This window comes from Cryobacterium sp. N19 (genome assembly GCF_002929595.1).
Classification (GTDB): Bacteria; Actinomycetota; Actinomycetes; order Actinomycetales; family Microbacteriaceae; genus Cryobacterium; species Cryobacterium flavum.
The window spans coordinates 361,865-374,950 of the sequence record NZ_PJJR01000051.1 but is presented as its reverse complement, the minus strand read 5'-3'; the positions used below and the strand labels follow the sequence as shown (position 1 = coordinate 374,950).

Annotated in this window: 14 protein-coding genes; 5 read left to right on the top strand and 9 right to left on the bottom strand. The window is 64.8% G+C overall.

Translation table 11 applies throughout. The annotated features are described in order from the left end of the window. Window positions 1–24: 24 nt before the first annotated feature. The gene (locus CXY78_RS13365; RefSeq protein ID WP_158253321.1) at window positions 25–825 is read right to left on the bottom strand and encodes a nuclease-related domain-containing protein; all 801 of its coding nucleotides are present in this window, start codon (window positions 823–825) and stop codon (window positions 25–27) included. Window positions 826–1,090: 265 nt separating this feature from the next. On the opposite strand from CXY78_RS13365, the gene CXY78_RS13360 reads away from it, so the two are divergent. Both CXY78_RS13360 and CXY78_RS13355 read left to right on the top strand, forming a co-directional pair. Next, on the top strand, window positions 1,091–1,969 hold the full coding sequence (locus CXY78_RS13360) for a hypothetical protein (RefSeq protein WP_104089735.1): 879 nt from the start codon (window positions 1,091–1,093) through the stop codon (window positions 1,967–1,969). A 153-nt stretch (window positions 1,970–2,122) separates the two neighbouring features. Continuing rightward, window positions 2,123–2,695: a hypothetical protein gene (locus tag CXY78_RS13355; protein ID WP_104089733.1), complete on the top strand. Its 573-nt coding sequence runs from the start codon at window positions 2,123–2,125 to the stop codon at window positions 2,693–2,695. Between the two features lie 20 nt (window positions 2,696–2,715). Here CXY78_RS13355 and rraA read toward each other — a convergent pair whose 3' ends face one another. Genes rraA through CXY78_RS13325 form a run of 6 tightly spaced genes read right to left on the bottom strand, consistent with a single transcriptional unit; the run spans window position 2,716 to window position 7,970 of the window. Further along, window positions 2,716–3,183 (bottom strand): ribonuclease E activity regulator RraA, encoded by a 468-nt coding sequence (gene rraA, locus CXY78_RS13350; protein WP_104089731.1) that lies wholly within the window; start codon window positions 3,181–3,183, stop codon window positions 2,716–2,718. A 48-nt stretch (window positions 3,184–3,231) separates the two neighbouring features. Beyond that, the gene (locus tag CXY78_RS13345) at window positions 3,232–4,035 is read right to left on the bottom strand and encodes an amino acid ABC transporter ATP-binding protein (protein ID WP_304466265.1); all 804 of its coding nucleotides are present in this window, start codon (window positions 4,033–4,035) and stop codon (window positions 3,232–3,234) included. After that, on the bottom strand, window positions 4,032–5,003 hold the full coding sequence (locus CXY78_RS13340) for an amino acid ABC transporter permease (protein ID WP_104089730.1): 972 nt from the start codon (window positions 5,001–5,003) through the stop codon (window positions 4,032–4,034). Before CXY78_RS13340 ends, CXY78_RS13345 begins: the two co-directional genes overlap by 4 nt. Further along, on the bottom strand, window positions 5,003–5,932 hold the full coding sequence (locus CXY78_RS13335) for an ABC transporter substrate-binding protein (RefSeq protein WP_104089728.1): 930 nt from the start codon (window positions 5,930–5,932) through the stop codon (window positions 5,003–5,005). Before CXY78_RS13335 ends, CXY78_RS13340 begins: the two co-directional genes overlap by 1 nt. Before the next feature lie 29 nt (window positions 5,933–5,961). Then, window positions 5,962–7,071 (bottom strand): o-succinylbenzoate synthase, encoded by a 1,110-nt coding sequence (menC, locus tag CXY78_RS13330; RefSeq protein ID WP_104089726.1) that lies wholly within the window; start codon window positions 7,069–7,071, stop codon window positions 5,962–5,964. Further along, window positions 7,068–7,970: a chorismate synthase gene (locus CXY78_RS13325; protein ID WP_104089724.1), complete on the bottom strand. Its 903-nt coding sequence runs from the start codon at window positions 7,968–7,970 to the stop codon at window positions 7,068–7,070. The genes menC and CXY78_RS13325 overlap by 4 nt, the downstream gene beginning before the upstream one ends. Window positions 7,971–8,071: 101 nt before the next feature. Here CXY78_RS13325 and CXY78_RS13320 point away from each other — a divergent pair, with 101 nt between their 5' ends. From CXY78_RS13320 to CXY78_RS13310, 3 genes are all read left to right on the top strand, one after another. Continuing rightward, a complete protein-coding gene (locus tag CXY78_RS13320; RefSeq protein WP_104089722.1) occupies window positions 8,072–9,661 on the top strand; it encodes a helix-turn-helix domain-containing protein in 1,590 nt (529 codons plus the stop codon). 37 nt (window positions 9,662–9,698) lie between these two features. After that, entirely contained in the window at window positions 9,699–9,968 is a 270-nt protein-coding gene (locus CXY78_RS13315) for an acylphosphatase (RefSeq protein WP_104089721.1), read from the top strand. Between the two features lie 72 nt (window positions 9,969–10,040). Beyond that, complete coding sequence (locus CXY78_RS13310) at window positions 10,041–10,694, top strand: Pr6Pr family membrane protein (RefSeq protein ID WP_092338937.1); 654 nt, start codon at window positions 10,041–10,043, stop codon at window positions 10,692–10,694. Window positions 10,695–10,711: 17 nt separating this feature from the next. Here CXY78_RS13310 and CXY78_RS13305 read toward each other — a convergent pair whose 3' ends face one another. Together CXY78_RS13305 and CXY78_RS13300 are read right to left on the bottom strand one after the other, a co-directional pair. After that, window positions 10,712–12,121: an NAD(P)/FAD-dependent oxidoreductase gene (locus tag CXY78_RS13305; protein ID WP_104089719.1), complete on the bottom strand. Its 1,410-nt coding sequence runs from the start codon at window positions 12,119–12,121 to the stop codon at window positions 10,712–10,714. Between the two features lie 124 nt (window positions 12,122–12,245). Further along, window positions 12,246–13,043 carry an SDR family NAD(P)-dependent oxidoreductase gene (locus tag CXY78_RS13300; RefSeq protein ID WP_104089718.1) on the bottom strand — a complete coding sequence of 266 codons (798 nt, stop codon included), beginning with the start codon at window positions 13,041–13,043 and terminating at the stop codon, window positions 12,246–12,248. Window positions 13,044–13,086 lie beyond the last annotated feature (43 nt).

Genomic DNA, 13,086 nt, shown 5'->3' with positions numbered 1-13,086 from the left:
TTCTGCCGTACCGCGCCACGCGGGTTAGAGCGCGCTGACGAGCCGCGGCAACGTCAGCAGCATTTCCAGGGCCCCGAGCGTCGTGAGAACCATTCCGAGCGGCAACCACAGCAGGCGGGTACGACGCGCCCGCGCCACTTCTGACTCAAGCTCGCCGAAGCGCTGCAGAATCTCAGCCGGTTCCAACGCTACGAGGGCCTGCCAGAGCGCGGGGTTCTCGACGAACCCGGCAATTTCCAAGCGGTCGAGGGGGGCAAGCACCGGAGGGAGCCCCTGCAGCCAGGCGCACAGATCGGCCGCCTCGATCACCTTTACCCGCGACGGTTGGGCCTTCACCGTCACGCTCTTGGTATCGACGAGCACGACCACTCCGTGTACCGACGCGGCGCGCGGCATCCGCTCGGACAGCAGAGTGGTGAGGCTGACCGCCTCGAATTCGGCCTCCCTTATATAGGGAATCTTGCGGGCACCGACCAGCACGCTGCGCCCGGCGACCAGTACCGACTTGCGCACCTGACGGTCGGAGTGCAGGGCAAATACCCCGCCCGGCCCGATCACGAGGTGATCGACGTCGGCGCCGCGCTCACCCACCGGCAGGGAGTGGAAGACGATCCATTCCCGGGGCAGTTCGGCCAGAGCCAGCCCCACGGCAATTTCAGCGCGAGCGGCGTCGAAGCAGCGCGCGCTGTCCGCGCCGAGCGGCGACCGACCGACCAGGCGTTGCACCGGGCTGCGGGGCGCAACCAGGCGTTGCTCCAGCAGGAGCACTTCTATGATCGACTGCGCAGGGCAACGCTGTCGCATTATGGAAGCATCGATGGTCACGGTTCTCCTCTTCGGGTTTTTGAACTTAGCCGTCGGACGGCCAGCCCCAGCAGCCCCCGATCGGGAGCTTGCGCGCGGGTCAGATGCCTGATTTATCGCACGAGGACGACTTTGTTCACCCCAGTACGGGGGCGGCATCGGCTCGGCTGGACTTTTACCGAATGAGTTGTGTCACGATGACATTGCCCGGTTGTTCGACAGCAACCCCACGGCACGACCAGCCCGGCATGTTGCCGTTGGTCGTAGAAATGACCGGGGGAAATTCATGATCGACAATGATCTGTCGCGCGCGGTCACCAATACGCAGGCCGCGGCGACGGCCGCCGTCGCCGCATTCAATGCCAGCACCTCCCCGGAACAGCCGGAGGGACTCCAAACTCCGTTCACAACGACTGCCCGGGCGACCGCAGCGGCTTCGGCAACGTCCTATGCCACCTGGCAAGGTGTCAGTGAGCAACGCCACATCAACTATCGGTTGTGGGTGCAATCACCAGACGGTCAGAGATACTGCGATTGGGCCCCGCGGGCGTCCCTGCTGAGCCAGGCTATCGCAGCTCGCGACGAGGCCATCCTGGCCGCCTGGCGGTTTGATGCCAGCCAAGTTATCTCGCCGGCAGAGCAGGAGGCCCTCGCCGCCAGCCAGGCCGGCACAACCACGCTCCGGTCGAAGCGCTCGCGATCCATTCGTCGAGGTGGAATTGCCCTCATGTTGCTGTCGCCCGTGGTCTGGGTCTTCGCCTACTTCTTTGTTCTGCTCACCGGCGGTGAAGTCAGCATGCAGGCTATTCTGCCCGTCGCCTGGCTCCTGCTCGGTGCCGGAGTGGTCTTCGCCGGAGCACGAATGGCTCGCCCGCTACCCACCGACGACTCCGACCTCACAGCCGGATTCGCTAACCGGGTGGCCCTGCTCGGGTTCGATCCCCTCACCGAGCCAGCCCGGCTGCCGCGGTTGTGGACCGAGGATCCGAAGGTGGGCGAGCGCCTCGATCAGTTCATGCGCGACTCCTACACGAATTTTCCGACGCCGAGCGAGCTGCCGGCTCTGCGCATTCCCGACGTACGATCGGGGCGCACCGAGGCGTCGATTCAAGTGCGGGCCGTTCTCGATCAGTTTGCCGCAACGGATGCGTTGAATCGCCTCTGACCGATCGGTCGCTCTCTCAACCAGTGAATTACCTGAGCGTGCGCGCGACCATTAGGGGACGTATATTCCTTCGATTATGCTGAAGCTAAGCAACTTAGGCATGGCCTTTTCGGTCCCCTTCGCCTGGGGGCACCGACGTAAGGCACCTGTACCATGAACAAGAAGAATATTCTCATCGCCAGCGCCATCGGCGTCGTACTCGTGTTGAGCGGCGCAGGTATTGCCCTGGCCGTCAGCGATATCGGCGATAACGATGGCCCCCTCTCCGGCGAGACGCTCGACCGTGCGAGTAACGCAGCCCTGGCCGAAGTTGGCCCCGGCACCGTGACGAGCGCGGCGCGCAACGATGACGGCGGCAGCGCCTACGACCTCGAGGTGCGCCTCGAGAACGGCACCACGGTCGACGTGGAACTCAACGACGCCTTCGACGTGGTCTGGGTCGGCGACTTCGACAATGACAACTCGAACAACTCGTCGAACAACAGCTCATCGGCACCGAGCGCGGCGACCGACACGAGCGCCGCCGACCAGGCTGCCAGCGAGCGCTCGAGCGCCGAAGCCGCAGCCCTCGCTGCGATCGGCAGCGGGCGCGTGACCGACTTCGACCGGGACGACGACTGGGACCACGTCTACGAGGTTGAGGTCACCCTCGACAACGGCAGCGACCGCGACGTCGAGCTCGACGCCAACTTCGTCGTCGTGCGCATCGACGACGTTCAGCAGTAACAGCCGTACTCGATCAACGGTTAGCGTTCGACCAGAATCCCGTCTTCGTCGCAGTAGACGGTGCGCCCGGGCGTGAAGGTCACACCGGCGAACTCGACCACGGTATCCGCTGTGCCCGAGCCGGTCTTGGAACTCTTGCGCGGATTGCTGCCGAGGGCTTTCACGCCGAGGTCGAGGGCGCCGATGGCGACCCGGTCACGCACCGCGCCGTTGATGATGGCGCCGGACCAGCCGTTCGCGACCGCGAGGTCGGCGATCATGTCACCCATGAGGGCCGAGTTGAGGGAGCCGCCGCCATCGATGACGAGCACGGCACCGTCACCGGGCGTGGACAGGATGGACTTGAGCAGGGCGTTGTCTTCGAAGCAGGTGACCGTGCGGATCGGGCCGCTGAAGCGGGTTCGCCCGCCGATTGTCTGAAACTGCAGGGGTACGGATTGCAGCTCGTCGCCACGCTCGTCGTACAAATCGGCGGTCAATACGGTCATTGTTCCTCCAGGGTTTCGTTGCTTCCAGAGTAGGCCCGGGCGCGCGGCCTACATGACGCTGTCGAGGAAGGCCTGGGTGCGCGGGTTCTGTGGATTGTCGAGCACCCTGGTCGGAGGGCCGCTCTCCACAACGATTCCGGCGTCCATGAAGACGACCTCGTCGGCGGCGCCGCGGGCGAAGCCGATCTCGTGGGTGACCACGACCATCGTCATGCCGTCGGCCGCGAGGGCGCGCATGACGTCGAGCACATCACCGACCAGTTCGGGGTCGAGGGCGCTGGTCGGCTCGTCGAACAAGAGCAACTTCGGATCCATCGCGAGGGCGCGGGCGATCGCGACGCGCTGCTGCTGGCCGCCGGAGAGTTGGGCGGGGTAGGACTGCGCGAGGTCGGCCAGGCCGACCCGGTCGAGAAGCGCGCGGCCTCGCGACAGGGCGGCGGGTTTCGGCACGCCTCGTACGCCGATCGGCGCCGCCGTGATGTTCTCGAGGGCGGTCATGTGCGGAAACAGGTTGAAGCGTTGAAAGACCATGCCAATACCCCGGCGTTGTTTGGCGACCTCGCGGCGGTTCATCTCGAAGATGCGGCCGTGCCGAGCGGCGTAACCGACGAGTTCGCCGTCGACGGAGATGCGACCGCCGTCGATACGTTCCAGGTGGTTGATGCAGCGCAGAAACGTGCTTTTGCCCGACCCCGACGGCCCGAGCAGACACATCACCTGACCGGCCGCAACATCGAGGGAGATGCCCTTGAGCACCTCGACGCCGCCAAAGCTCTTACGCACTTTGCGGGCGCTCAGCAACGGTTGATGAGCGGATGCCGTCGGGTCAGGTACGCGCTCGCGGTCGGTCACGGGGCATCCGCTCTGTTGGTGGTGGGACGAGGAACTGGACGCAGTATCTTCCACACCCGTGCGAGCGGCGTCGGCGGCAGGGTACGTGCGTTGCCGCGCCCGTAATGACGCTCGAGGTAGTACTGCGGAATGGACAGCACCGAGGTGAGGAACAGGTACCAGCAGCTGACGACGACGAGCAGTTCAACCTGTCGCAGGTTCTGCGAGGAGATCTGGGTGGCGACCGTGTACAGCTCAAGCACAGCGATCACCGAAAGCAGCGAGGTGTTTTTGAGCATCGAGATGGTCTCGTTGCCCATCGGCGGGATGATCACCCGCATGGCCTGTGGAAGCACCACCTTGAACAGGGTGAAGGTGGGGCTCATTCCCACCGAGTACGCGGCCTCATACTGGCCTTCGTCGACCGAGAGCATGCCGGCACGCACGATTTCGGCCGAGTACGCGGCCTGATTGAGCGTGAGGGCGAGCAGCCCGGCGGTGAATGCCGGGATGAGCGTGTTGGTGTCGATAGAGAACAGGGTGAAATCGGTGAACGGCACACCGAGCGATATCTGGGAATAGAGAAGCCCCAGATATCCCCACAACACGATCTGAATGAGCAGCGGCGTACCGCGAAACACCCAGACGTACATCCAGGCCAGCACGGTCATCACCGGGTTGTTGGAGAGGCGCATGACCGCCAGCAAGACTCCGAGCAGTGTCGATATCAGCATGGCGACGACCGTGAGCACGAGCGTGAGCAGCACTCCGCTGAGGATGCGCTGGTTGAAGATGAACTCGCTGATCGTTGGGTGGTGAACGTTTCCGTTGCCCCACAACGACACGCCGAGGCTGACTCCACCGCCCAGCAGGATGGCTGCAACGACCCAGCGCCACGGGTGACGCAGTGGTACGGCGACGATATCGTCAGAGTCAAGGACAGCCGGCTGCAACTGGCTCGCGCGTCGGCTCAGCGTTGTCGGCGCCATCAGGAACCGAGGTTGATGCCGGCCTGGTCGGCCGCGTAGTCGCCCATGTCGTACTTGTCGAGAATCTGCTGGTAGCTGCCGTCGTCCATGACAGACTGCAGCGCGAGCAGCAGGGCTTTGGTCAATTCCGAGTCCTTCTTGAGCACGCCGATACCGGTATAGACGGGGTTATAACCGGCCGGGTTCGCACTGTCGCGAACGACCTCGAACATCGTGCCATCACCTGCCGTCTGCGCGGCGTAGGCGGCGACAGCGGAATCAACCACATCGGCGACGGCCTTGCCCGATCGAACCGCAGTCTGAACATCCGTCTCCAGGGGCAGTTCGGCGATCTTCATCGCGGTCGAACCGCTCTTCGTGCATTCCTCGTCGTAGCCGTGCAGAATCTCGGCCTGCACCGTGGCCTTTTGCACCGCCACATTCTGGCCACACAGGTCGAGAACGGTCGTGATCTTTTCGGGGTTTCCAGCCAGAACCAGAATGGAGAACCCGGCGTGGAAGTAGTCGACGAAGTCGAGCGTGGCCTGGCGTTCCAACGTGTCATTCATGCCCGACATGATCACATCGTGTTTACCGGACTGCAGCGACGGAATAATGCTGTCGAAGGCCTGCGTCTGCAGCTCCATCGTGACACCGAGTTTGGCTCCGATCGCCTGCGCGAGGTCGTAGTCGAAACCGGTGAGGTTCTGGTTTTCGTCGAACATTTCCATGGGCGGGAACGGAATGTCGGAGGCCACCTTGATCACCCCGGCGTCCTTGTATTTCGTCGGCAAGGCCGCAGCGGCTGCCGCGTCGATCTCAGCGGCATTGGGTGTGTTGGCCGGTTCCGGGTCGCTGCTGGCTCCGCACCCGGCCAAGGAGAGCGTTGCGACAACGCCAATCGAGGCGAGAACCAGCCAGGGGGCTCTGCGGCGCTGCGTGTGATTCATGGTTTTCTCCAGACTGCTCGGCGTGATGTTTAGAAGCGGATGTTGGTGGTCGACGCGGTGACGTCCGCGAGCACGTCTGGCAGCACTTCGACACCGATGCCAGGGCCGGTGGGGAGTCGAAGGTGCCCGTTCTCGAGAACAAACGGTACCGTCAGGTCGCGCGCGTAGTACCGGTTCGAGGCCGAGGTATCGCCCGGCAGCACGAAGTTCGGCAGTCCGGCGAGGGCCACGTTCGCCGCGCGTCCGATGCCCGTTTCGAGCATGCCGCCACACCAGACCGGCACGCCGTGTGCTGCGGCGACGTCGTGGATGCGTCGGGCTTCGAGGTAGCCACCGACCCTGGCCGGTTTCACGTTGATAATGCTGCAGGCTCCGAGTGTGATTGCCGTCGCGGCGTCGCAAGCAGACTCGATCGACTCGTCGAGACAGATCGGCGTCGTGATGAGCCTGGCCAGTTTGGCGTGGCCGAGCAGATCGTCTTCCTTCATCGGCTGTTCCATCAACAGCAGGTCGAAGGGGTCGAGCCGGGCGAGTTGGCGGGCATCGGCGAGGGTGTATGCGGTGTTCGCGTCGACCTGCAGCAGAATGTCGGGGCCGAATCGTTCGCGCACTGCGCGGACCGGAGCGAGGTCCCAGCCGGGTTCGATCTTCAGTTTAATGCGCAGGTAGCCCTCGGCGAGGTAGCCGGCGACCGCGTCGAGCAGCTCGGGGATCGAGTCCATGATGCCCACCGACACTCCGGCCGGAACCGTGTCATTGACGGCGCCCAGGTAATTGCCGAAGGACACCCCGGTTTCCTTGAGTTGGGCGTCGAGAATGGCCGTTTCGAGCACGGCCTTGCTCATCATGTGGCCCTTGACCGGTTCGAGGGCGGTGGCGACGCGTTCGGCTGTGAGCCGGTCACCGAGGGCCTGCAGCCGGGGAACCAGATGGTCCCGAATGACGAGGTCGGCGGCGTCGAGAAATTCAGAGCTATAGAGCGGGTCGGGTTCTGAGGCGCATTCGGCCCAGCCTTCGGCATTGGCCGTGGTCACTCGTACCAGCGTTGTCTCACGTTCGGTCGAGGTACCGAAAGACGTTCGAAATGGGGTCACCAGCGGCAGGTGCACTCGGCGGAGCTCGATGTTTTCAATCTTCATTCGTGGTGTCCTTTGTGTTCTGAGGGCTGTAGTAGATACCAGCCGGTGCGGGTCATCGCTGTCGCCGTATACCCCTCGGAGAAGGCGTTTTGGAAGATGGCGCGGGTGCCGGTACGCCAGGCCGCTGCCAGAACCGGATCCTCTGCGCGGAGGGCGACGATGTCGGTCGGGACGCGGCACCAGAGGTCGTGGCCGAGCTCGACCAGGACCGGCTGGCCGTCCGGGCCTGTGCCACATACGGCATCCGCTGTGAAGTCGGGCAGTTCGACGAGCGCAGGGGTCCCCTCGCTGCACACCAACGTTTCGGGCGATTCGAGCAGCCAGAGCGCGACGAGACGGTCGCTTTCATCGTGCGCGTTGATTTCGTCATCCATCTCGCCGTAGAAATTCTCGACATATTCGCTGGCGTGGGCGCCGAGTTTGGTGAGATTGAAACGGGCATTGCGGCTGACCAGGGGGTCGAAGGTCCACGTCATGGTGGTGAGCCCCCGGGTAAGCGCCCAGGCGCGCTGGTGCTGTTTCAGTGCAAACCCGACGCCGGCGTCGCCGAGGCCCGGCAATACCCCGGCGATGAGCGAGTACATCGAGGGGACATCGGGAGAGACGATGGCCGCAGCGGCGCCGCAGAGCAGGCCTTCGCGGTTATAGGCGGCCGTGACGTTACATCCGGCATGGCCGATGCTGCGAAGCAGGTCGGCTGGAATCGGGGGCCCGTGCTGTGAGGTGCCCCAGACTCGAATGAGTAAGTCCGCTATGTCACGGTGGCGCTGCATCGAAGTCTCATCTACGACCCGCACCGCGGCCACGTTCGCCGCCCGCGAAGCGGCCAACTGCGCTTGGCAGACCAGGGGGCTGGGCTCGCGGATTCCGGCGCTGCGAGTGGGGATGTTGATCAACATGGCTTAAGTGTTGCCAGTCGACCCGACCAAGGCTTTAGCGTGCAGCACGAATGATATAGCAATTGTTTGTCGTACAGCACTATCACCGGTAGGTTGAGCCCATGGAGGACGGCCCAAAGCGCGAGCCCGATGGGATCGCGCTGTCCGAGCTACTCGGCATTCTGAATGGTTCCGGGCTGCGCAGCGCTTCGGCAAGGGTTTCGCGGTGGCTGCCGTTGACGAGCCCGACCCTGTTCGATCGGTGGATGCCGCCGACCGGGCCACGGAGCGGCATTCTGCTGGCCATCGGGGTGCATCCGGGCGCGCCGGAGTCCGTGGAGGTCCTGCGTGACGCAGCCCGGATTGGTTTTGGTGCGGTGGTCGTGAAGGCGCTCGCGCAGGACGTACAGCCGCTGGCAACGCTGGCCGACGACCTCGATATTGCGCTGCTGGTTGTAGACGACGAGATCGAATGGCGACAGCTGGAGGCGCTCATCAATGCTGCCCTCAGCACGGCCTCCGAAGCCGGCACCTCACCGGTGACTCTGGTTGTGGGCGATCTCTTCGCGCTGGCAAATGCGATTGCCGCGTCGATCGGCGGCGCGACTTCGATCGAGAATCTGCAACAGAATATATTGGCCTATTCCACTCTGCCGGGTCAGCCCATCGATGAGGACCGGCGCGAGGGTATCCTCGGCCGTCAGGTGCCCGACCTGCCGGAGAATGCCGAACAGTATGCGGCTCTATTTCGAGCTCCCGGCGCCCTGCGTATTGCCGGCGTGCCACCGGCACTCGACCGCCTTGCGGTCGCTGTGCGCGCCGGCACACAGGCACTTGGCTCGATCTGGGTGGTCGAGGCATCCGGCGTCCTCGACGCGGATGCTGCCGGCGCCCTTGAACGCGCCGCCGACATCGCCGCCCTTCACTTGTTGCGCGCCCGGAGCGCTGCCGACCTCGCCAAGCAACAACGCTCGGAGTTGCTGCGGCGTCTGCTGGAGGGAGGCGAAGATGCCCTTCTGGTGGTGCGCCAACTGGGTCTTGATCGCGCCGGGCCATTCACCGTACTCGCGATATCGCCCCGCATCGAGGGCCACGAACTGCGTCTGGACCGGCTGGCGGACCTTGTCGCGATGGCTTGCCAGGCACACCAATCCGGGACCGAGTGTGTGCTGATCGGTAACACGGTGTACGCCGTCTTCAGCGGCGTGGGCAGCGAGACTACGAGAGTGGAGGCGTCCGCCGCACGATTGGCCGATCGGGCAGCGGCCAGTCTGCGCGTGCCGGTACGCGCGTCCGTCGGCTCGCAGGTAGCCAGCGTCGGTCAGATCGCTCGGTCACGCCGCGATGCCGACCTCGTATTGCTGATCATGGCGAACGATGCGGCGCACGGGCCGGTGACCAGTGCGCGCGATGTGCGCAGTCAGCTCAGCCTGCTCGAACTTGGGCAAGTTCTTCGCGACACCCCACGGCTGTTTTCGTACTCGGCACAGGCTGTGCTCGACCTTGATGCCCGCTCAGGTACCGACTATGCCGCGACCCTGCGTACCTACCTTGATTGCGGGCGAGACTCGGCCAGAACGGCCGCATTGCTGTCGGTGCACCAGAACACATTGCGCTACCGCTTGCGGCGGGTGCATGAGCTGTTCGGTATCAACCTCGACCACGCTGACGACACGCTCATGCTATGGCTAAGCCTGCGCGTGGTCGATTAGCTGTTGTGCAGGCCGCCCACCGGGGCACAATAGTCAGGTGATTCGCAAACGAGTGCTCGCCCGCGGCGAGGTGCAGGGCGTCGGGTTTCGTTACCATGCCCGGGCCCAAGCGCTGCACCTCGGGCTGGTCGGGTACATTCGGAACCGGCCGGACGGGTCGGTGGAACTCGAAATCGAGGGGCGGGAGGCATCCGTTGCGCGCATGCTGCACTGGCTGGAAACCGGCCCGCGGTATGCCGTCGTGACCGCCCTCGAGGTGAGTGACGTCGCGGCAACCGGCGAGAGCGAGTTTCAGATCACCGGTTGAGGTCGGGGGCTGCCCGGCGCTGGCGTAGCGTTAGCCTATGACCGCGCGCACGAGCCCCGCCGGGGTACGGGAATGAAAGCGCGCACCGCGTTCGGTGTGGCGCGCCTCGGCCTGACCGCGGTCGAACTCGTGGCCCTCATCGGCTACTTTCAGTACACCCTCGGCGTGACTACCTTCGCCATCGCGAACTTCTTCAGCTACTTCACGGTGCAGAGCGCCATCGCATCGATGTTCGTCTTTCTGACCGCCGCGAGTGTCGCATTGCGGCGATCGACCGACCCGGCCTGGCTCGACATGTTGCGAGCGATGGTGACGACCTACATTCTGGTCTCCGGAGTCGTCTACGGCATCATCGTCTGGCAGTCGTCGAGCGCGAACTATTCCATCGAGGTGCCCTGGTCGAGCCAGCTGCTGCACTTCGTTATTCCGGTCTTGGCCCTCATCGACTGGATCGTCGACCCGTTCAAGGCCCGCCTGCCGTGGAGATATCTCGGCTGGGCCATCGTCTTTCCGGTGTTCTGGCTGGTCTTCACCCTGTTACGCGGGCCCATCGTGGGCTGGTACCCGTACTTCTTTCTCGACGCCCGCCAGGTGAGCGGCCCCGGCGAGACCGTGTTCTACTGCCTGATCATCGTGGTGATCATCACGAGCATTGCGGCCCTGCTCACCTGGATCACAAGGCTCAAGCGGATGCCGCACCACCGACTTGCGTACTGGCGCCCCTGAGCTGTTCAGCTGCACTACTACGGGTCGGGTACCGCCAGGAACGGCTCGAGCGCGGTGAGCGCCGCCGCGAGAAAGTCGTCGTCGTCGAGCTCGCTCAGCCGGGTCGCGTTTTCGGCTGCGACCAGACCCATTAGAACGGGATCGCCGGTCAGCGGCATCATGTTGATCCAGACCGGGAAGTCGGCGTCTTCGCCGACGATGGTCCAGAGGCGGGCGGAGGTATCCCAGAACGGCACGTCGAACCGCAACCAGACCTTGTCGACCACGCCCATGCCGAGCGCGCCGATGGCACCGCGGTGGGCGAATGGCAGCGCCGGCGAGAATTCGATGGCCGCGTTCTTCAGCACACCGAGTGGCACGGTCACGATCACCCGATCGGCGGACAGCGACTCGCCGGTACCAAGGCGCAGGCTCACGCCGTCGTCGTCGTGGGCCACGCGATTGACCACGCTCGAGAGCAGCATTTCGAGGCCTTCGGCGTCACTGGCGAGCAGGGTGGAGTAGCCGCCCACAACGAGCTGGTCGTCGTCGGTGCTCGCGATGTCGGTCGTGTACCAGGCCGATTGCTGGCTCGGTGTGGCCCCGGTCTCAACCTTGAGTTTCGTGGCGATCTCGTACTCGAGCCAGTCGGCATCCGAGAGGCCATCGGCGTTCGGGGTCTTCGACAGACTTGCTTCGCCCGAATCGACCAGGGCACGTTCAACCGAGACATCCTGCTGCTGATTGGCTGCCCAGCTGAGGGCTCCGGCCACGGCCTGAGTGCCGAGTGGTGACACCTCGACGATCGCCCCGGCTCGGGTTCGCACCTCGGGCGTGCGCACGAACGGCAGCAGCTTCACCCCGAGCGCCGTGAGCTCGTCGTCCAAAAAATTATCCGAGGTGTTGTGTACGAACGAGGGACCACGTTCGATCGGAAAGGGCCAGTCGTCGCTGACTGTGTCGATGCGCCCACCGATGCGGTCGCGCGCCTCAATCACGACCACGTTGAAGCCATCGTTGACGAGTTGACGGGCCGCCGTTATCCCGGCAATTCCGGCACCGACAATCGTGATACGTTCCCCCGGAGCCGCGACATCCCGCACCTGGCTGGCCGCCAGCAGACCAGAAGCGCGGGCACCCTGCACAGTGCCGGGCTCATCGGCCGCGGTCGCTTCGCCAGCGAAGAACACTCGGGCATCGACGGCCTGGCCGAGGGCTGTTCGGTGCTCTGGGGTGGCACCGACGCTGGCGTAGCTGAAGGATCCGCGGGAGAAAGGGTCGGCCGACCAGTTGGTTCTGGAGACCGTGAGCGGCTGCGGAACCAGCGAGGGGGTGAGCGTGGTTGGCGCCGGGGATGTCGTCGGAACCGGCGCCGGGGACACGCACGCGGCGAGAGCCAACACGGAAAAACCCGACGCTGTGCCGAGCAGAAAAGTGCGCCGCTTCACGATCGGTCTGCTTTAGAACGGCGGATCCCGGGCGCGCGCCCGCAGTGCTTCAGTACGGCGCCAGTCATGAGACCAAACTACCGCAGACCGTGCCGCTTGACATTTTCTTCTCGAGAGCCGCTGGTTACCGGCGCTCCTCGGCCACGGAGTTACCGCCGTCGACGACGATCACCTGCCCGGTGACGTAGGCGGCTCCTGGCGAGGCAAGAAACGCGATGACGGATGCGACTTCCCCCGGCGTGCCGCTTCGGCCGGCCGGAACCAGCGCACCCTCCAGAGCCTCGCTCGTGAGCTGGGAACCGGTCGAGATCCAGCCGGGCGCGACGGCGTTCGCCGTGATGCCCACTTCGGCCTCGTCCACTGCGAGCGCCCGCACCAGCCCGACCAGCCCGGCCTTCGCTGCGGCGTAGGCGACGTCATTGCGGCTGGCCATGATCGACCCGCTCACGCTCGACACCATCACGATGCGACCCCATCCGGCCGCGCGCATGAACCCGATCACCGTGCGAGTGGCATGAAATGCTGTGGACAGATTGATGGCGAGGCCGTGTTCCCACTCGGCCGGACTGGTCAGGATATCTCCGTGACCCATCTCGGCGTCGCCGACCGCGACCATGCCCGCGTTGTTCACGAGAATCGTCGGCTCGCTCCCGGTCGCGGCGAGCGCCACCCGCAGTCCCTCGGTACCGACGGCCGAGTCGAGGGCACAGACGATTCCGCTCGCATCGAGTCCGTGTGCCGTCAGTTCGCGCGCACGGTCGTGCACCCGCGCCGTCGTGCCCGTGAGGATCACCCGGCAACCGAGTTCACCCAGCATCCGTGCTGCGGCGAAGCCGATACCGGTGGCGCTGCCCGCCCCGGTGATGAGTGCGGTGTGCCCGCCGAGGTCGAAGGCGGCCGGGAGCGCGGTTGCGGGAGTCATGGCGTCAGGTTAGTGCCCTCTCACCGCAGACTGTGCCGGTTGA

Bases quoted from the DNA above. Each gene is read 5' to 3' on its own strand.
- CXY78_RS13325 (WP_104089724.1), bottom strand. From the start codon at position 7,970: ATGTTGATCAACATCCCCACTCGCAGCGCCGGAATCCGCGAGCCCAGC.
- CXY78_RS13360 (WP_104089735.1), top strand. From the start codon at position 1,091: ATGATCGACAATGATCTGTCGCGCGCGGTCACCAATACGCAGGCCGCG.
- CXY78_RS13310 (WP_092338937.1), top strand. From the start codon at position 10,041: ATGAAAGCGCGCACCGCGTTCGGTGTGGCGCGCCTCGGCCTGACCGCG.
- CXY78_RS13355 (WP_104089733.1), top strand. From the start codon at position 2,123: ATGAACAAGAAGAATATTCTCATCGCCAGCGCCATCGGCGTCGTACTC.
- CXY78_RS13340 (WP_104089730.1), bottom strand. From the start codon at position 5,003: ATGGCGCCGACAACGCTGAGCCGACGCGCGAGCCAGTTGCAGCCGGCT.
- CXY78_RS13320 (WP_104089722.1), top strand. From the start codon at position 8,072: ATGGAGGACGGCCCAAAGCGCGAGCCCGATGGGATCGCGCTGTCCGAG.
- rraA (WP_104089731.1), bottom strand. From the start codon at position 3,183: ATGACCGTATTGACCGCCGATTTGTACGACGAGCGTGGCGACGAGCTG.
- CXY78_RS13335 (WP_104089728.1), bottom strand. From the start codon at position 5,932: ATGAATCACACGCAGCGCCGCAGAGCCCCCTGGCTGGTTCTCGCCTCG.
- CXY78_RS13300 (WP_104089718.1), bottom strand. From the start codon at position 13,043: ATGACTCCCGCAACCGCGCTCCCGGCCGCCTTCGACCTCGGCGGGCAC.
- menC (WP_104089726.1), bottom strand. From the start codon at position 7,071: ATGAAGATTGAAAACATCGAGCTCCGCCGAGTGCACCTGCCGCTGGTG.